Raw genomic sequence first — 18,940 nt, forward strand, 5'->3', positions numbered from 1 at the left:
TTTCTCGGGGGATGTGCCTCCGGGCCGGACAAGGCCCGGAGGCACATCAACGCGAGCGCGCGGAGCTCAGAGCCCCGTCTGGTGGACGCGGCCGTCCACCCCGCGGTAGGCGGCCAGTACGCCGCCGTCCGGACCGGCGACGGCACCGAGCGCGCCGTCGAAGGCACCGCTGACGAAGTCGGTGTCCTTGCTCCAGCCGGCCCAGCCGCCGTCGGCGGTCCACCTGCGCGTCCAGAGCGTGTAGTCCCCGGCCCGCGCGTACAGGTGGACGGTGCCGCCGGAGGCCACCAGGGTCGGGCTGCCACTGGTCGTGCCGCCGAGTGCCGTCCAGTCCGACCAGGTGCCGGAGGTGTCGCGGGTGCGCGACCACACCGAGTCGTCGGGGGTGCGCACGGCCACGTGCAGCCGCCCGGCGTCGTCGACGACGGCCGACGGACGTCCGTAGAACGGCCGGCCCTGCGGGGCGCCGAGCGAGGTCCAGCCGGAGGCCGGGCCGCGCGACCACACATTGCCGTCCGCACCGCGCACGAACAGGGTCCAGTCGTCCGGTCCCGCGAAGGCCGCGGTCGGCGCGTCCGTCAGCGTCCCGCCGAGGTTCTGCCAGCGCCCCCAGTGCCCGTTCACGTACACGCGCCGGTAAGAGGTGTCGTCGGTGCCGCGTACGAAGACGTCGATCCGCCCCCCGGCCGAGGCGTACGCCGCGGGCTGGCCCAGGATGCGGCCGCGCGTCGGGCCACCCAGATCGGTGGTCCGGGACGTGGCCCAGTCACCACCGCGCGCGGTCTGCGCGCGCAGCGCGCCGTCCGTGCCGCGGGTGAAGACGGTGAGCGTGTCACCGTCGCGCACCAGGGCCGGGCTCGCCGACGAGCGGCCGGGAAGCTGCGTGCCGGGGGCCTCGTCGGTGCCGGTCAGCTTGAGGAAGGCCGTGCCGTGCGCGGGGACGCGCACCGTGTACGAGCCGGTGAAGGTGCCGCGCGCGGCACGGGCCCGCAGGTCACGCACCGCAACCTTGCCCGCGAGGCCGGCGTCCGCGAAGGTCACCGTGCGGTCCTGCGCCTGGTCGGAGCGGTTGAGCAGGACGACCGCCCGCTTGCCCGCGCCCTGCAGCACCTTGCTGTAGGCGTCGCCGACCGAGTCGGTCGCCACGCGGGCGCCCTGGATGCCCAGCGGGTCCTGGTCGACGGCGATGATCTCGGGGTTGCGCAGGGTGTCGATCATCGACTGCGCCAGGGTGCGCGGGTCACTGCCGAGCACGAGCGGCGAGGCCATCTCGGCCCACATCACGAACTGAGTGGTGGACTCCTCCTCCGTCAGCTCGTAGCCGCCCTCGGCGAGCTTGCGCATCGGGATCAGGTAGTCGGGGTCGTTCCAGTGCCCGGGCCCCTGCGCCTCGGGGTGCCAGGCGTTGGCATCCATGTTGCGCAGGATGTTCGGCCACTCCCCCGCGGTCGGGGTGCCCCAGGCGATGTCGGTGCCGGTGCGCCAGGAGTCGGCCGCCGTCGGACCGTAGACGAAGGTGTTGTGCGCGTCCTGTTCCGGGGTGTGCGGCATGCCCCAGTCGTCGGTGAGCGGGTTGCACAGATTGAGCAGCATCTTCCGCCCGGACTTGGCGACGGCGTCGCTGAACTCCTTGAAGGCCGGGCCCGGATCGAGCCCCGCGCCGATGCCGCAGAGGAAGTCCACCTTGATGGCGTCGACCTTCCAGCCGGCGAACTGGCGGGCGTCCTGCTCGTAGTGACCGCGGCTGCCCAGGCCGCACCACTTCCCGCCGTCGTACTCACCCGCGTCGGTGTAGATGCCGACCTTGAGGCCCCGCTTGTGAAGGTACGTCACCAGCGCGGGGATGCCGGAGGGAAAGCGGGTGGCGTTGGCCACGAGCCGGCCCGTCTGCGGATCACGCGGCTGGTCCGCCTGCCAACCGCCGTCCAGCCAGACGATGTTGTAACCGCTGTCGCGCAGCCCGCTGCTGACGAGGTGGTCGGCGACCTTCTTGACCTGGTCCTCCGTCGGGGCGCCGAGCCCGTAGTAGGTGTTCCATCCCATGTACGGCGTGGAGGCGAGACCGCTGTCGTAGTACTGCGGCGCGCCCTGGTCGTCCGCGGCGTGTGCCGCCGGCACCGCCGACCCGACCAGCACCACGGCACCGAGCACCACCGCTGTCCGCCGCGGTCGCGCCATCCCTGCACGATGCGAAGCCACTGAGTTCTCCCGAGAGTTGGGGGTACGAGGCACCCCGCTCCGGTCCTGCCTGGGCGCCGGTGCCACGGCGGAAACTGTGCCCAGGCCCCTCAGGCCTGTCAATATTAATTGCTAATTAACTTAAAAACGGGATCTTGCGGTGACGTAGGCACCGCCCCGGGACGGTTTCCGCAGGCTGCGGCGGTGCCCCACCCCCGACTGATGGCCGGCAGGGCGGGCGGGCGCGGAATTGTTTGGGACCCTCACGCGCTGATGAAGCCAGAGGGCATGGGATGCCGCCGGTGTGCGAGCCGAGCAGCCCGAGTGACCGAGGCGACAGACATTGGAGGGGCCGAAATGGCAGCGCAGACGCAGAGGGCCGTACTGGCGGGCGGATGCTTCTGGGGGATGGAGGACCTGATCCGCCGGCTCCCGGGCGTGACAGCGACCCGGGTCGGATACACCGGGGGTGACGTGCCGAACGCGACGTACCGTAACCACGGCACCCACGCGGAGGCCATTGAGATCCTTTTCGACCCCGAGAAGACCGACTTCCGCACGATCTTGGAGTTCTTCTTCCAGATCCACGACCCGAGCACCAAGAACCGCCAAGGCAACGACATCGGTCTCAGCTACCGCTCGGCGATCTACTACGTGGACGACGAGCAGAAGCGGATCGCCGAGGACACCATCGCGGACGTGGACGCCTCCGGACTGTGGCCGGGCAAGGTCGTCACCGAGGTCGAGCCGGTCGGCCCCTTCTGGGAGGCCGAGCCCGAGCACCAGGACTACCTGGAGCGTTACCCCGATGGCTACACCTGCCACTTCCCGCGCCCGGGATGGCGGCTGCCCACCCGCGCGGAGGGCTGAAGGCGCGGAGGACCGACCGCGTGGAGGGCTGACGCGGAGGGCTGACCGCACGAGGCGGCAACCAGCTCATGCAGCGTGAGCAAGAACGACGAGTGCATCGGCGACCGGACCGGTCGCCGATGTCCGGGGAGCATGTCAAGGCATGGCGCGTCCGGGCGTTCGGGCCTGGTCGCCGACCGGCCGCGTACCGCCGACCTGGTCAGGGGCGTGCATGCTGGCGAGCAGACGCAGGCGTTCTTCGGAGGCGCTGCCCGGCTGCGCGTGGTAAGTGACCAGTGTCTGCCCGCCAGTGCCCGGGACCAGCAGCTTTTCGTAGTGCAGTTCCAGAGGGCCGGCCTCCGGGTGATGAAGCAGGCTGACGCCGGTGGTCTTGTGCTTGACGTCCTGTCGGGCCCAGAGCGTGCGGAAGCGCTCACTGCGCAGGGAGAGCTCTCCCACGATCTCGACGAGGCGCGGGTCTTCGATGCCCGCGCCGACGACCGAGCGCAGGTACGGGACGACCCGGGCGGTCATGTCTTCCCAGTCCTGATGGAGTTCCCGCATCTCCGGTTCCAGGAACGCGGCCAGAATGCCGTTGCGCCCCGGCGCGTTGAACGGTGAGAGCGCGACGGCGAGGCTGTTGGCGGCCAGGACGTCCATGTATGTGCCGTGGATGTACGCCGGGGTCAATGGCCAGGAGTCGATGAGCGTGCGCAGACCGTCACCGACCTGCTCCGGCCTGCGGGGCCGCTTGCGCCGCGGACTCTTGCGTGTGGCGATCTCCAGCAGGTACGTCGTCGCCTCCTCGTCCAGTCGCAGGGCGCGGGCGATGCTGCGCAGGACCTGCTCCGAGGGGTTCCTGTCGCGGCCCTGCTCCAAGCGGTTGTAGTAGTCGGAGCTGATGCCCGCGAGGAACGCGACCTCCTCGCGGCGCAGCCCCGGGACGCGCCGGTTGCCCTGATCCCAGGCCTCGTCTGGCTGGACCAGTTCCCTGCGGGCGCGCAGATACCGGCCCAGTGCGTTGGCGTCTCCGGCGGCTGTCATGTTTCCAGCGTACGAACGCGTTCCCGGTTCATGGGTGGCCCTGTCAGTCCCAGTCTCACCCCGTCCTGGTTCGCCCCACAGCCTTCGGCGCAGTATGACGGCGCAGTTTCGAACGACCGGAGGAATGCATCACATGTCCCAGCTCTTCACGACCCCGCTCGGCCGCGACAGCACCGCCTCGGAGGTGATCGAAGGCGTCGACCTGTCAGGCAGGCGGGCGATCGTCACGGGCGCGAGCTCGGGCATCGGAGTCGAGACCGCCCGCGCTCTGGCGGCAGGCGGTGCCGAGGTCACGCTCGCCCTCCGCCGTCCGGAAGCCGGCGAGCAGGTCGCTGCCGACCTGCGCAAGGCCACCGGGAACGACGCGATCCACGTCGCCCGCCTGGACCTGGCCGACCTGGAATCGGTGCGAGCGTTCACCGCCGACTGGCAGGGTCCGCTGCACATCCTGATCAACAACGCCGGCATCATGATGCCGCCGGAGCTCGAGCGGGGCATCGGCGGCCACGAGCAGCAGTTCGCCACCAACTACCTGGGGCACTTCGCCCTGACCCTGGGGCTGCACCGCACCCTCGCCGACGGCGACGGAGCGCGCCTGGTCTCGGTCTCCTCCAGCGGCCATCTCTTCTCTCCCGTCGTCTTCGACGACATCGACTTCCGCTTCCGCCCGTACGACGCGCTCATCGCCTACGGCCAGTCCAAGACCGCCGCCGTCCTCCTGGCCGTCGAGGCGCAGCGCCGCTGGTCCGGCGACGGCATCACGGCCAACTCCCTGCACCCGGGTGCGATCGCCACCAACCTCCAGCGGCACACCGGAGGCCTGCGGACCCCGGAGCCCTACCGCAAGACGATCGAGCAGGGCGCCGCGACCACCGTGTTCCTCGCCGCTTCCTCGCTGGTCGAAGGCGTCGGCGGCCGCTACTTCGAGGACGTCAACGAGGCCCCTCTCGTCCACGCACGACCCACCCAGCTGGGCGTCCCCGGTGTGGCCCCCTACGCACTGGACCCTGCGAACGCCGAGCGCCTGTGGGAACTGGCGAGCGACATCGTCCGCTGACCTTCGCAGGTCAGGAGCCTGGTGTGACGCTGTTCGGGGGGCTCGTGCCGGCCGGGGCCGGCAGCCTGCCGTGCAGATCGTCTGGCAGGGCGGTTTCGGGGTATTCCGCTCATCGTCGCCGGTGCCGCTCCTACGATCCGGCTCATGACGGACCCTGACTCTGAAAGACGCTGGAACAATTGCGAGCTAGGCGTGGCACGATCGCGCTGAGCCAGCAGGTGATCGACCTCGTGATCCGCCGCCGCCCCTCGCCCGAGGCGACGTTCGCACTGATCGCGGACTTCTTCGACGCTGGAGAAGCTACGCCCAGCCGTTGCCCGATGGGAACGAATCACGGGACGACCCGCATCAGCGCCGACGGCCCGGATGCCGTGGTCGGAGCGGGCTTGACCCTGACGCCGGGTCAACCCTCCATCCTTCCGGCAGGAGCTTCCTCGCAGTCGCATGGAACAGCTCCGCAAAGGAGGCAGGTGACCATGACAGCCCCATCGATCGCCGGTCCGGCGATTCGCGTGCAGGGTCTCGAGAAGTCGTACGGAAAGCTCGAAGTGCTGCGCGGCGTGGACTTCGACGTGCCGCGGGGCAACATCTTCGCCCTGCTCGGCTCCAACGGGTCGGGCAAGACCACGACCGTGAGGATCCTCGCCACGCTCCTCAAGGCCGACGCGGGGACGGCGAGCGTCAATGGCTTCGACATCGCCAACCAACCGGGGAACGCGCGAGAGTCCATCAGCCTCACGGGGCAGTTCGCGGCGGTCGACGAGATCCTCAGCGGTCGGGAGAACCTCGTACTCGTCGCCAAGCTGCGCCACCTCAAGGACCCGGGCACGATCGCGGACGACCTGCTGAGGCGTTTCTCGCTGACCGAGGCGGGCGCGCGCAGAGTGTCGACGTATTCGGGTGGGATGCGCCGCCGGCTGGATATCGCGATGAGCCTCATCGGGAATTCGCCGGTGATCTTCCTGGACGAGCCCCCACGGAGACCATGCCTGGCCCGGTGCGCTGGTTCGCCGAGCATCAGCCGGTGACGTCGATCGTCAACACGATCCGCGACCTGTTCGCCCGGAAGCCGGTCGGCGACGACATCTGGATCGCACTCGTGTGGTGCGTCGGCATCCTCGTCGTGGCGTACGTCTTCGCGATGGTCGCCTATCGCCGGAAGATCGCCTGAGGCAGTCTGAGACCCATGCTCACCATCAGCCAGCTTGCGGCGTACGCCGGGGTGACAGTGCGGGCGGTACGCCACTACCACCAGATCGGCCTGCTGCCGGAGCCCGCACGCGACCGGTCCGGGTACCGGACCTACGACGCTGCCGCGGTCGTGCGACTGATCCGGATCCACACCCTGGCAGACGCCGGCGTACCGCTGGCCAGGGTGCAGGAACTCCTCGACGCCGGCCCGGAGGAGTTCGCCGATGGCGTCCAGGAGATCGACAAGGACCTGCGTGCCGACATCCGGCGGCTGCAGGGCACACGCAGACGGCTCGCCCGGCTCGCGGCCGGAGAGCAACTGGCGCTCCCCCAGAGCGTCGTGGACTACCTTGACCGGCTGCGCGGTCTCGATGTCGAGGAGCGGTACATCGAGCTGGAGCGGGATGCCTGGATCATGATCGCCGCCCAGGTGCCGCACCTGATCGACGCCGTGATCGCCAAGAAGCACGAGCAGTTGGACGACCCCGACATGGTGAGGCTCTACAGCTTTCTCAGAGGAGCGCTCGACTGGCCGGCCGACGATCCGCGGGTCGTCGAGGTCGCCGACATCCTGGAGCGCCTGAGGATTCGCGCCGTGGAGGCCGGCGAGGTGGGTGCCGACGGCTTCGACGACCAGTTCGTCGACCTGCTGGACTCAACCATGGTCGAGTCCTCACCGGGTGCCGAGCGGGTGTTGGCGATCCTGGAGGAGCGTGGCTGGAGGGGCTGGACCCGCATCGAGCGGGTGCCTGCCGACAGGCTCAACACTGAACTGCCGCCACCTTGAAGGCAGGTCAGTGACCTGGTGTGACGCTGTTCGGGGGTGCTCGTGCCGGCCGGGGCGGCATCCTGCCGTGCAGATCGCCTGGCAGGGCGCTGTCCGAGGCCCCTGCTCCTGCCCTGACATCCACGCCTGGCATCAGTGGTGGCGAACTTCCGCCGACCTTCGGCCAATGGCCAAAAACAGGCATGCCGGCAGCTTCTCCCTTGACGTGACGTGCACCACTCAACTCACCTCCCGGTCGGGACTACGGGTAACTAGCCGGTCGAACGATTGCCTGATTCTTCCCCTCGAGAGAGGAAGGTCCACGCGCATAGGGTCACAGCGGAACAACAGCATCCGTTTCCTCTCAGAAATCCACGTAGACAGCACGAGGGGCGATCTGATTGGCTCTCACCGCTGTTATTCGCTTCGCCCATCCATGTTTCTTGAGTTTCTTGGGCGGCAACTTGAATGATTTCCAGAGGGGGATCTCATGACCGTGCGAAGCCGGCACGCAGCATGAATCTTCTTTTCAGCGGCCGCAGCCAACCTGGGCATACTCGGCCTGACTGCTCCGCAGGTCGCGGCAGCCGACCGGCCGATTCCCAGCATTTCGGCCAAGGCCGACAAGAACGCCAGGGCAATTGCAGCGGAGAATCCCGCTGCAGTCGTAGCAGCCGCACGCTCCTACGTGCGCCATCTTCGATAACAACACGAGTGGCGCGAAGTGGATGAAGCTCAAGCTCTGCTCGAACTACACGGCAGAGGGCTGTGCGAGTGACGAGTGCAACTTCAGCCAGTACGCAGGACCTGTCTACCGCGCCCACGGCGGTTCCGGCACGGTCACCGCGCTGATGAAGAACACCTCAAGCTCAAGCATGTACCTCGTCAACGCTGTTCGAGACTCGACGAACTGCAACTAGACAGCGCTGCACCAGCCGCAAGCCCAGGGCTCCATACTGTCTCACGGCATGGAAACCCGGGCGCACTACTGGTCTCAGTTGAGCTCTTCGCCTTTCAGTGGGGCCTTGAGAGGCAATCAGAGGCTGCTCCGCCATAGAACGCGCCCAGTGGACCCATAGGGGTGCGCTGCCCCGCGCTCGTGCCTGAACACCGGCTGATCAAGGCACCGTTGAGGTCCGTCTCCCTCCGGCTGATCGACGACTGACGACGCACATGAGTCGCCCTCGCATGCGAGCCCAGCAGCAGAAGCCACTGTGGCCTGCGCGGTCCTGACCGGCGATCCGGTCCAGGCCGCGCCCGCCGTCGTCAACCTGGTCACTGGGCATGTGACAAGGCTGCCGTGCACGGCGTCGCTGGCCTACTTCGCCCCTTCGTGCAACACGTCAACGCACACGGCAGCCGCCTTGTTCACGACCCGGTCCTCATCTCTGGTACGCGCACCGCGGCGACCGCTGATGCTCCGTGTCCCGCGACGACGTCAACGCGCAGGCGCTGCAACCGACCCCGAACCAGGTCGAATGGGCCGTCGATACGACCGTGCACGGCAAGCTGCGCACCAACTACACCCGGCAGGGCGGATACCGTTCGTCGCCGGTGGTCCACGACGCGTGGTGGTCGGCGTGAGGAACCGGCCCATCATGCGGGTGGCCAATTCCGGTTCGGTCGTGACGGCGATCTCCTCGCCAACTCCGGCATCCCGAACAGCGGTCTGGGCCGCAGGTCCAGGAGCGCGGGGCACACAGTTCCTGGTCCAGTCCACCGTCCGCGTGCCCGCGCCGACCTGCGTCAATCAGGGAGACGGCGACCTGGGTGTACCCAGGCGGAGCCAGGACGTGTCCGATGGGTCGCATTCGATTCGGACATCCAACGGCCGTCTTGGCATGCCGCCCGTTGGCGCTTCGTCAGTCCGCTAGTGTGCGGCCATGTTGCAGACGAGATTCACCGATATGTTCGGGCTTGCTCATCCGGTGATGTCGGCCCCCATGGCCCTGCACAGCGGCGGGACACTCGCTGCCGCGGTCTCCGCCGCCGGCGGCCTCGGCTGTTTCGGGGGTACACATCCCTGGCAGGGACCCGACTGGATCCGTGCGGAGATCGCGACCATCCGTGCCACGACGGACCGGCCGTTCGCAGTCGGGTTCATCACGCCGTTCCTCCCTTTCACCGAGCCGCTGTTCGACGCCACGCTGGAGGAGAGGCCGGCGGTCGTCGCATTGTCGTTCGCCGATCCCCAGCCGTGGCTTGCCCGGGCCAAGGACGCGGGAGCCCGGGTGATGTGCCAGGTCCAGAACTACGAGGACGCCGAGGCGGCGGTTGCCGCGGGGGCCGATGTCCTCGTGGCGCAGGGCAACGAGGCCGGCGGTCACACCGGGACGATGGGTCTGCTGCCGTTCCTGACCGGGATCGTGCGCAGGTATCCCGATGTCCCGGTGCTGGCCGCAGGCGGCATCGGCGACGGACGAACGCTCGCGGCCGTCCTCACCGCCGGCGCGGACGGTGCCTGGCTGGGCACGGCATTCCTTGCCACACCCGAGGCGGTCGAGGTGCACGACATCCACAAGCGCCTGATCGTCGAGAGCGACGGCGGCGACACCGTATGGACACGGGCCTACGACATCGTGTCAGGGCTGCCGTGGCCGACCGGTATCGGTGAACGCGTCCGACGCAACCGGTTCACCGACGAGTGGGCGGAGCGCGAATCAACCCTGCGGGACCGTGCGGAGGAATTGAAGCCTGAGGAAGCTGCCAACCCCTTCGGGGCCCCGCCCGACCCCGACACGGGTGAGATCATCTACGGCCAGTCGGCGTCCTTCGTCGATGGCGTACGCCCGGCCGCCGACGTGGTCCGCGTGATCAGCGACGAGGCCGAAGCGATCCTGGTTTCGCGGCCTCGCTCGCTACTCGGCCGACCGACAACCTGATCGGCGTGGCAGCCGACCCCGACGGAAACGGCCGCACACGCCCAAACCGTGTGGCGCTGACACCAAGGGTCACGGTGCCGTGGCAGACACATGCCCGCTGGTCAGCGCGCGTGGCCACGCGAATGCGTTCCAGGACCGCGATCATCCGCGAAACGATCCCCCCGTTCTCGCCGCTCACCTGGGGATCCACGGAGCCACGGAAACAGAGCCGACGTAGGTGAGGGTCTTCCCCTGCCGGCGTGAACGTCGGCAGCGGTCTGCCCGATCTTCCCTGTCGCCGGTCAGGGCTGGATGTTCTCCAGGTCCTCCAGGAGGCGCGGGTGCTTCGGCTCCCAGGCCAGTGCCTGCCGGGTGTGGGTGCTGGACGAGGGCTGATCGGTCGCGAAGATCGGGCCGAGAGGGCCGTACGTCTCCGATGGGACCGCCTCGATGGGCAGGCCCAGCCGTCGGCCGATGACCGCGGCGATGTCCCGCACCTTGTCTCCCTCGTCGTCCACGGCGTGCCAGGAGGTACCGGCCGGCGCCTGCTCCAGGGCGAGCCGGAAGAGGACTGCCGCGTCGAGCGCGTGCACGGCCGGCCAACGCTGTGCGCCGTCGCCCGGGTAGCCGGACACTCCGGTCTGGCGTGCGATGCCGGTCAGCAGACCGGCGAACCCGCCCGTGCCCTGGTTGTGAACCGTGCGCGGCATGCGTACGGCCGTGCTTCGGACTCCGCGCGAGGCCAAGCCCAGGACCGCCGTGACCGCGCGACCGCGACCACCGACCGGCCCGTCGGTCGGCAGCGGGTCGGCCTCGGTGGAGACCCGGCCCGGCGCGTAGGGCGTACCCGAGACGGTGACCAAGGGGCGGTCGCTGCCGACGAGTTCCTCGCCGAGGGTCGCGAGGGCCGCACTTTCCTCGGCCACCGCCTTTGCGAGGGCGTCGGGGCTGCTGAAGTCGTTGGCGAATGCCAGGTGGATCACCCCGTCGGCCTGAGCAACTCCGGCGCGAAGGACGTCCAGATCGGCGAGACCTCCCCGGAGCGGTTCGGCGCCGGCCGCCTCGGCGACCAGCGCGGACGCGTCGGAGCGGGCGAGCGCGAGGACGGTGTGGCCGTTGCCGAGCAGTTCGGCGACGACGGCGGAACCGATCAGACCGGTGCCACCGGTGACAAAGACGCGCATGAAACTCTCCCCAAAGTGATGGGACTCTTGTCCCATCACCATAGCAGGGCGATGGGACAAGAGTCCCATCACGTACGATGGCCCCATGGGTCGATGGGAACCAGGCGCACGCGAACGCCTCGTCATGGCCGCCGTCGACCTGTTCACCGAGCAGGGGTACGACGCCACGACGGTCGCGCAGATCGCCGAGCGCGCAGGAGTCACCAAAAGCACCTTCTTCCGGCACTTCCCCGACAAGCGCGAGCTGCTGGTGGCCGGACAGGAGACGCTGAGCCGGCTGCTGTCCGAGGGGATCGCCGAGGCGCCCGGTGATGCCAGCCCGCTCGAGGCGGTCGCTGCCGGTCTTGAGCGTGCCTCGAGCGCGATGGGCCCCATGAATCGCGAGCTCGCCCCGCGCCTGAAGGCGGCCGTCGCCGCCAGCGCCGAACTTCAAGAACGTGACGCCCTCAAGAGCGTCAGCCTCGCGGCCGCGATGACAGTCGCTCTGGTCGCCCGCGGCGTACCCGATCCGACCGCGGCTCTCGCGGGCGAGCTGGGCGTCCTCGCGTTCAAACGGGGGTACGCCGAATGGTCCGAGGGCGACCGCGACGCCAAGGACGGACTCGCCGAGTACACCCTGGCGGCCCTGGACGAGCTGCGCTCGGCGAGCGCATCGCTGGGCTGACCGACCGGGACAAACCTCACCCGTCGTTCACAGAACTGCGGTCACAGCCGTATTCCAGAGTCCTCGCACTTTCCGGAGCCGTTGGCGTCGTCGCGGTGGGCCCTCCGCGATAGCGGGACCCACACGAAGGCTTCCCGATCCCCCCTCTGATCCGCCGGAACAGGCGCACGCACGCCTGTCGCTGCATGGGGTCGTGCGCCGGCTTCGCGGGCGTTCCAGCCGGCCGACAGTCGCCAGGCTTCCTGCGAGGTCCGGTCCGAGGCGGGCAGACAGAGGAATCGGGATGACGGCCGACGTCCAGACGCAGGACGCGCTCATCTCCGCCACGATCTTCCCCGGTCCGCATACAGCTCGCATGCCTCAGGGGCGAGGACGATCCAGCGAGTGAGGTCGGTTCGCGGTAGGGCATGGCCGAGGCCACCTCACGGCTGGACCGTTGGATCCGACAGCCACGGCTTCGACGGCGGCAAGCTCATCAATGCCATGCCTCGGGGCGTCGCCGCGCTTTCGGGCCGGCTCTACCGCGGCCCGGCGCGGTGGCTGTGCCCCTCCCGAGGGAATCAGCGGGCCCACCGGCTCCCCCGCGTCTCATCGAGGAACCCCATGAAATAGACGAACAAGCTGAGCAGGGGGATGAGGAGACAGTCCGTCAGCGGCCCTGGACGGCATCAACGGACAAGCAGTTCACGAACGCGGCAAGGATGCAGGGGCAACTCCCTCCGTGGCACCGTTCGGCTCAGTTGTCCGCCGTATCCGCGGTGCCGGTCGAGAACGGGGGCTTGGGCGTCTGACGCACGGCACGCAGCGCGAGGGCGAGTTCGGTGATGCCGCGCGGATCGGTAAGGGAGCGGCCCGTACGCTCGGCGATGCGGCGCAGGCGCAGGCGCACCGTGTTGGGATGAACGTACAGACGCTTGGCGGCCTCCTCGGCCGATCCACCGCAGTCGAACCAGGCGTCCAGCGTGTCCAACAGCAACTCACAATCGCCGGCCGGCAGGGCCTCGATCGGGCCGAGGACGTTGGTGGCGACGCGGGCCATGACGTCGGGGGCGCCGGCTGACGCGACCGCAACCGGGGAGTCGTCGAAGACGGTCACGGCGCCGCTCTCCGCGTCGCCGCCGCGCATGGCGACCTTGGCGAAGCGCAGGGCTTCCCCCGTGCGGCACAGGTCGTCATAGGAGGGACTCACCCCAACCCGCTGCTTCGTGTGCTGCCGCAACACCTCGGCGAGGTCGTTCAGGTCCCGCGGGGTACGCAGGTACACGATGCCCAGCTGCATATCGGGGCGCAGCCGCCAGGCGGACCGAATTCCGCGCCGACTCAGGAGGGCCGCAGCCTCCGGCAGTGCCTGCCGACCGACGTGCGGTACCTCTGCGGCGACCACGGCGAACGGGCCCTTGCGCGGCACACCCAGAACCTCCGCCGCGGACCACGCGGCGTCGGCGTCCATGCTCCTGCCTTCCAGTAGCGCCTCCACCAGCGCCGAACGCTCATGCTCATGGGCGACGAGCCGCTCGGCCACCGCGTCGTGGTATCCGGAGACCATGGCCTCGGTGATGCCGTCCTGGAGCACCCACATCGCCGAGGCCGCCGCGACCAGCATGTCGCTCCCCACCTCGGGGTTTGTGGTGGCTTCGGCGAGTACAGCCTCCCAGAAGTACTTCACGCCGATGCGGTAGGCCGTCATCACGGCGGGAAGCGGCACATTCTGCAGAGCGCGGCGGCGGCCGATGCGGGCCGCGGCCTCGGTGTCCACGGGTACCTGTCCGGTCAGCGCCCGGAGCGCGTTGCCAAGGTGGGTCCGGCAAGCCTCCTCCAGCTCTTCCGCGGGCACCACGTCGTAGTGGTGGTCGCGCGAGCCGGCACGGATCCGCGCCGCCATCTCCTTCGCCAGCTGCCCGACGCGTTCGAGCAACACGGTCGCCAAGGCGTTGATCTCCTTCTCGACCAAGGTCTTCTCCGGCTCACCGATCAGGAGTCTTTCCTCTACAGTACCGCCGGAGCGTCGGTTCGCACCGTGCCCGAGTCACCATGGACCAACTCGACATGCCGTAACGATGAGTATGCGGACCAACCAGTTATGCGGTTCGGTGACGTTCAGTCATGCGTGGCCGAACGGGGTTGGTCCTCGCCGGGTGCCATCGCCTCCAGGGCGGCGCGAAGCGCGGCGCGTGAGGTGATACCGAGCTTGGGATACAGCCGGTGCAGATGGGAGCCGACCGTGCGGTGGGACAGGAACAGCCGCTCGCCGATCTGCTTGTTGGTCAGGCCGATGGCCGCCAGCTCGGCGATCTGGCGTTCCTGCACGGTCAACGAGACTGTCGGTGCGTCCGGCCCGGTGGTGGTGGCGACGCCAGTGGCGCGTAGCTCGTTGCGGGCCCGCTGGGCCATGGCTTTCGCGCCGATCCGGTCGAAGGTTTCGAGGGCGGCGCTCAGGTACAGGCGGGCGCGGGGGTCGCGGGTGCGGCGCAGCCACTGCCCATAGGCGAGCTGGATGCGCGCGTGTTCCCACGGCCACCGGGCCGCTTGGGGCAGAGACAGGGCTGCCTCGAACAGGGGGCCGGCTTCCTTCTCACCGGCAGCCACAGCCGCGGCCCCGGCGGTGATCATCGCGACGCGGGGGGATATGCGGTGGATGCCTGCCTCTTGCGCGGCGGCGACGTGGGCGCGAGCCTCGTCCATGCGGCCGGTACGGACCGCCGACTCGACCAGGTCCAGGACCATCCACCTGCCCGGAATACCGGAGCACGGTGCGCCGGATGGATCGGCCCTGGCCACCTGGACGTGGGCCTCCTCGTAGTCGCCTTGGCCCATGGCCGCAAGGTGGCGGGCCGACCGGGCATACCCCTCCGTCACCTCGATGCCGCGGGGCGCCGCCCAGGTCGTGGTCTCCTCGCTGCGAGTACGGGCGAGCTCAGCGTTGCCACGCAGAGCCGCGCCTGATGCCAGCAGGGCCCGAATCTGTCGTTCCCAGAAGTGGTAGCCGTAGACCACTGCCAGGTCCAGCCCCTCCTGCGCCAGACTCTCGGCCTCGTCCCACTGTCCGTGGACGTAGGAGTCGTGGCAGAGCAGCATGAAAGCGGGAATGACCATGGCGATCGCGCCGCCGTCACGTTCCCGTTCGATCACGCGAGAGACCAGGTACCTGTAGTCGGACAGGGTGTCCATCGCGACCGCCGCGAAGGCCAGGGGGATCAGCTGCCAGGGTGCCGCGTCGGCAGGCAGTGCCGCGAAGGCGTCGGCGAGGCCCATCCGCAACGCATCGGGGGCGCGAGTGGGGTCGACGTACGCGTCGTGGCACAGCCTGAACGGTGATACCGCGGCCGGTTCGAACCGGGCCATTGCGGTCTTGAGAAGCTGCCACGGCTCGGGGCGGAGGGCATACAGGCTGACGAGCAGCAACGCGTACAGGATGCCGTAGTGATCCCAGTTGTCGTTCTTGGCGGTGTCGGTGTTGTCGTCGAGCGCCCGGGTCAGGAGCCGGTAGGCGGCATCGACATTGCCCTCATCGTTCGTGAGGAGGTGGGCGGTGGCGGCGAAGACCAGCCCGGTCGGCGTGTCGAGTGCCTGACCGGCATCGGCCAACAGCCTTGGAACGTCTTCGAGTTGACCGGTGAAGGTCGCGAGGTAGGCGGCCTCGACCAGTCGGCGGGACCGGTCGCCCGGATGCGGGCTGAGTTCACCGGCCCGCATGAGCGCGGCCACCGCGGCGGACGCGGCGCCGCGCCGCCGGTCGGAGACGGCCGCCTCGTCCGAGGCCCGGGCCGCGTCGCCGGACACTGCGCCGCGACGCCAGGCGGACAGGGCCGCTTCGTCCAGCGCCCGGGCCACCGCCTCGTCCGGTTCGGTCGCGGCCTCGGCCAGATGCCACGCCCGACGGTCAGGGAAGTCGGCCAGGGCCACGGCCAGGGAGTGGTGCGCGCTCCGGCGGTCACCAGGGGATGCCAAGTGCACGATCGCGGCGCGGATCAACGGATGGCGAAACGACATGAGGCCGACGGCCGCATCGACATCTACCAGGTTCGCCTGCTGCGCCGGGGCGAGGTCGTCGACGCCCGTGGAATCCTGCGTGGCCTTCCGAATCGTGGCCAGGTCGGCGGCGGCGTGCAGCGCAGCCACGAGCAGCACCTCTCGGGTTGGCGCAGGCAGCCTTTCGACGGCAGAGGCGAAGGCCGCTTCCAGCCGCCCGGAGAGAGGCAGGAGCGCGGGCAGCGGGTCCCGGCCTGACCGCTGTCGGCTGCTCAACGCCGCCGGCAGCTCCCGCAGCGCGAGCGGGTTGCCCGCAGCCTCGGCCAGCAACCGCCGCCGTACCGTGGGCGCCAGTCCGGGCCAGCGGGCGTCCAGCAGCTCGGCCGCCGACTGCGCAGCCAGCGGCCCGATCTCGCGTACGGGCAGCTGGAGTTGGCGCCAGAGGCCCTCGGTTCCCGTTCGGGCGGCGGCAAGGAAGACGACCGGGTCGTCGCTGATCCTGCGGACGACGAAGCCCAGCGCGGTCGCACTGGCGCGGTCGATCCACGGCATGTCGTCGGCGATCATCAGCAGCGGACGCTCTACGGTCACCTCGCCGAGCAGCGCGAGTACCGCCGTCGAGGCGGCCAGCGGGTCCGGCGACAGTCCCGGGGCGAGACCGAAGATCCGGTCGAGGACGTCTCGCTGGTGGCCGGCGAGCCGGTCGGCATGCCGGCGCAACGGCCAGAGCATCTGGTGCAGCGCCGAGAAGTTCATCTCGGCCTCGAACTCCACGCCGGAGGCGCGCAGTACCCGCATTCCGACGTCTGCGGCCCGTTCCGCGGCGGCATCCAGCAGCGCCGTCTTTCCCACCCCCGGGGCGCCACGCAGCAGCAGGCTGGTGCCGCCCCGATCGTGTCCGGCAAACAGCGAGTTCATCAGTTCCAGCTCGGCCGTGCGCCCAGCCAGGTCCACTCGTGCCCGTGAGTTCGCAGACTTCCCGCCATCAGATTGGTTGCCGGAAAAATTATGATGGATTGACAAGAAAGAGCATCCTTATGATTTATTCCAACTGTGACGATCAAGACCCGGCTCGTAGTCGGTCCTCGGCCCGGCCACCAGGCTCAGCGACGCCGACCACCCCCGACATCGACTCATGCGCTGACAACGATGTCCTCGCGTAACGCCATGGCGGAGCAGGGTTCAGGTTCACTTCCTCTCGCAGCGACCACGGACAGGCGCAGCCCTGCAACACGCGCACCCCACAGCAGGCAGAACCGCCCCCATGCGGGCACACGTCCGCTGCACATCGACAACAAGATCATCTCGAATTGAGGAGCGGTGGTCGATGTTCGCGGCCACAGCAATCGGCGACCGCGGCAGTGGCCGGCCACATGGTCACCACGAGGCATCCGACCGGGGATCGTAGACATATCCGGCGGATGGCAATGAAATGCGCCAGCGGAGGCCGAATCAGCTCCCTTGACGCTCAGCGTCAGCAGCGGCTTCAGGGACCTCCTGGCCCCGCGGCACCACGCAGACCGTGCCCCGCCCCACAGGAGCTGATCACGAGCGCTCGCCGGGCGGGGCCAAGCGTTCCGATTGCGCACACGCTCCGCAGGCCGACAGAGCTCGGCCGCATCACGGCCCTGGACAAGGCCACCGTGATCTGGGACATCCCGACCGGCAGGGTGCTGAGCGGGGACGGGATCCGCTTTCCCTCATTGCCGCCTCGCGTCGCGCACATCAACCCACCGGTCTGCGCTGCGGCCCCGAACCGGCCGCGGGGCATCAGGTGCGCTGGGCATGGCCGATCCGGATCTCGCCAGGCAACTGACGGTTGACGCGGCGATGGCGTTCAACTGCGCCTGGCCGGACCTGCCCGCGTATCGGGTCAGCTCCCGGGTCACGGCCTGATGCGCGTGGCGACGACGCGCTCGCAGGCATCGCCAAGGATCGGCGCGGCGAGCCGGGCATGCTCTTGAACGGTCCGTAGGGTCCCGTCAGCGCCCCGCCGAGACGCCGCTTCTCCCCCGCCGGGCGCTTTCGTTCAGCTGCCCGAAGGTCGTCGGCCCGGGGCCGGCGAGGGCGCGGGTGAACTTCGTTGTCGCCACCACGGATGTCTCGCCCGCTTCGTCAGCAAGTGACTGACGGCGATCCCGTTGCGCTGAGCGACAGAGCTCGGCTTCATGGTGATGGCCGACCGTTCCGGGGCCAGGCTCCCGCTCACCGACTGCGCGTGCTCAATGCCATCCGCGTTCTGGCGCGCCACCACCGAGTCACCGTCGGGACTGTCGCGGGGCGATCGGGCCGGGGGGCGACGCTTCGCCGCACCAACCGGCCAACAGGAAGCGGGTCGTGGCACTGTCCCACGACCCGCTGCCCGGCCGTTCAGCCGCTCGCACCCGCAGGCACGTCAGAAACCGACTACTTCGCGGCGTCGGCCGCTTCGTCCGCCTCCGCCCGTACCAGAACCGCGTCCAGCGTGGCGTACTCGGCCTCCTCGATGGCCGCGATCGCGAAGTCTATGGTGGCGGCGGCGTACTCCTCGGCGTCGTCGGCGGCGCTCTGCAGACGCTTCACGTCACGCTCCGCCTTACGCTCCTCCAGCTTCTCGCGGACCGAGTCCACATGCTCCTGCCAGGAAGTCTGCACCTGGTTCCAGGTGCCGGCGACGTTCGCCTTCGCCCGTTGCCCATTCGCCTGCAGCCTTTGCGCGCCCTGATCGGCCTTGTCCTTTGCGTTGGCCACCGCGGCGGACAGCTTCTGCCGGTCCTCCGCGACACTTGCCGCCACGGTCCGCTGCGCTTCCTGCGCCTTCTGCGAGAGCTCGTCGAGGCGGCCGACCTGGCCGTCCGAGGTGGTGCCAGGCGCCTGGTTCTTCTGCGGCGTCGGGTCTGACATGATTCATCCCTTCCTTGACGGATGTGTGCTGTGCGATGACAGGACGTGCTGAGGTGCATCCCGGGGGAATCAGTGGGACCGGGCGGGTCGCCTCCCCGGCCATGTCAGCGAGCCGAAAGCCGCGGCCAAGGACAGAGCGGCGAGGAGCAGATACCCGGCTACCGGGCCGATGCGGTCACTGTTGGCGGAAGCGGCGCTGCCGTGACTCTGCCGCAGGGCCGACTCGGCTCGCTTGGGTCAATCGACTCAATGAACGACGTACGGACGAGCATTCGGCCTTGGGGGCAGTCGATT

Annotated in this window: 15 protein-coding genes; 9 read left to right on the forward strand and 6 right to left on the reverse strand. The window is 69.1% G+C overall.

Annotation, left to right across the window (positions count from 1 at the left end; genetic code table 11):
* Window positions 1-66 precede the first annotated feature (66 nt).
* Window positions 67-2,178, reverse strand: a complete 2,112-nt coding sequence (locus tag ACZ7M3_RS38125) for a DUF8189 domain-containing protein (RefSeq protein WP_472069657.1) — start codon at window positions 2,176-2,178, stop codon at window positions 67-69.
* 357 nt (window positions 2,179-2,535) lie between these two features.
* Here ACZ7M3_RS38125 and msrA point away from each other — a divergent pair, with 357 nt between their 5' ends.
* Window positions 2,536-3,048, forward strand: coding sequence for a peptide-methionine (S)-S-oxide reductase MsrA (gene msrA, locus ACZ7M3_RS38130; RefSeq protein ID WP_351297335.1), 513 nt, complete (start codon window positions 2,536-2,538; stop codon window positions 3,046-3,048).
* A gap of 135 nt (window positions 3,049-3,183) precedes the next feature.
* Here the strand turns inward: msrA and ACZ7M3_RS38135 are convergent, their stop codons facing one another.
* Window positions 3,184-4,071 (reverse strand): helix-turn-helix domain-containing protein, encoded by an 888-nt coding sequence (locus ACZ7M3_RS38135; RefSeq protein WP_472069659.1) that lies wholly within the window; start codon window positions 4,069-4,071, stop codon window positions 3,184-3,186.
* A gap of 133 nt (window positions 4,072-4,204) precedes the next feature.
* Here ACZ7M3_RS38135 and ACZ7M3_RS38140 point away from each other — a divergent pair, with 133 nt between their 5' ends.
* From ACZ7M3_RS38140 to ACZ7M3_RS38170, 7 genes are all read left to right on the forward strand, one after another.
* Window positions 4,205-5,128, forward strand: a complete 924-nt coding sequence (locus tag ACZ7M3_RS38140) for an SDR family NAD(P)-dependent oxidoreductase (protein WP_472069661.1) — start codon at window positions 4,205-4,207, stop codon at window positions 5,126-5,128.
* A gap of 476 nt (window positions 5,129-5,604) precedes the next feature.
* On the forward strand, window positions 5,605-6,156 hold the full coding sequence (locus ACZ7M3_RS38145; RefSeq protein ID WP_472069663.1) for an ABC transporter ATP-binding protein: 552 nt from the start codon (window positions 5,605-5,607) through the stop codon (window positions 6,154-6,156).
* On the forward strand, window positions 6,153-6,299 hold the full coding sequence (locus ACZ7M3_RS38150) for a hypothetical protein (RefSeq protein WP_472069665.1): 147 nt from the start codon (window positions 6,153-6,155) through the stop codon (window positions 6,297-6,299). The genes ACZ7M3_RS38145 and ACZ7M3_RS38150 overlap by 4 nt, the downstream gene beginning before the upstream one ends.
* A 15-nt stretch (window positions 6,300-6,314) precedes the next feature.
* Complete coding sequence (locus tag ACZ7M3_RS38155; protein ID WP_472069667.1) at window positions 6,315-7,106, forward strand: MerR family transcriptional regulator; 792 nt, start codon at window positions 6,315-6,317, stop codon at window positions 7,104-7,106.
* A gap of 707 nt (window positions 7,107-7,813) precedes the next feature.
* Window positions 7,814-8,005: a hypothetical protein gene (locus tag ACZ7M3_RS38160; protein WP_472069669.1), complete on the forward strand. Its 192-nt coding sequence runs from the start codon at window positions 7,814-7,816 to the stop codon at window positions 8,003-8,005.
* Window positions 8,006-8,507: 502 nt separating this feature from the next.
* Window positions 8,508-8,669, forward strand: coding sequence for a hypothetical protein (locus tag ACZ7M3_RS38165; protein ID WP_472069671.1), 162 nt, complete (start codon window positions 8,508-8,510; stop codon window positions 8,667-8,669).
* A 299-nt stretch (window positions 8,670-8,968) separates the two neighbouring features.
* The gene (locus tag ACZ7M3_RS38170) at window positions 8,969-9,967 is read left to right on the forward strand and encodes an NAD(P)H-dependent flavin oxidoreductase (RefSeq protein WP_472069673.1); all 999 of its coding nucleotides are present in this window, start codon (window positions 8,969-8,971) and stop codon (window positions 9,965-9,967) included.
* Between the two features lie 281 nt (window positions 9,968-10,248).
* Here ACZ7M3_RS38170 and ACZ7M3_RS38175 read toward each other — a convergent pair whose 3' ends face one another.
* Window positions 10,249-11,130, reverse strand: coding sequence for an SDR family oxidoreductase (locus tag ACZ7M3_RS38175; RefSeq protein WP_472069675.1), 882 nt, complete (start codon window positions 11,128-11,130; stop codon window positions 10,249-10,251).
* 85 nt (window positions 11,131-11,215) lie between these two features.
* On the opposite strand from ACZ7M3_RS38175, the gene ACZ7M3_RS38180 reads away from it, so the two are divergent.
* The gene (locus ACZ7M3_RS38180; protein ID WP_472069677.1) at window positions 11,216-11,794 is read left to right on the forward strand and encodes a TetR/AcrR family transcriptional regulator; all 579 of its coding nucleotides are present in this window, start codon (window positions 11,216-11,218) and stop codon (window positions 11,792-11,794) included.
* A gap of 736 nt (window positions 11,795-12,530) precedes the next feature.
* On the opposite strand, the gene ACZ7M3_RS38185 is transcribed toward ACZ7M3_RS38180, so the two are convergent.
* The 3 genes from ACZ7M3_RS38185 to ACZ7M3_RS38195 form a co-directional block, all read right to left on the reverse strand.
* The gene (locus ACZ7M3_RS38185; RefSeq protein WP_472069679.1) at window positions 12,531-13,745 is read right to left on the reverse strand and encodes a PucR family transcriptional regulator; all 1,215 of its coding nucleotides are present in this window, start codon (window positions 13,743-13,745) and stop codon (window positions 12,531-12,533) included.
* 146 nt (window positions 13,746-13,891) lie between these two features.
* Entirely contained in the window at window positions 13,892-16,717 is a 2,826-nt protein-coding gene (locus ACZ7M3_RS38190; protein ID WP_472069681.1) for an AAA family ATPase, read from the reverse strand.
* 1,452 nt (window positions 16,718-18,169) lie between these two features.
* The gene (locus tag ACZ7M3_RS38195; protein ID WP_351297299.1) at window positions 18,170-18,646 is read right to left on the reverse strand and encodes a hypothetical protein; all 477 of its coding nucleotides are present in this window, start codon (window positions 18,644-18,646) and stop codon (window positions 18,170-18,172) included.
* Window positions 18,647-18,940: the final 294 nt, after the last annotated feature.

The sequence above is a fragment of the Streptomyces sp. NPDC111656 genome (genome assembly GCF_055656965.1).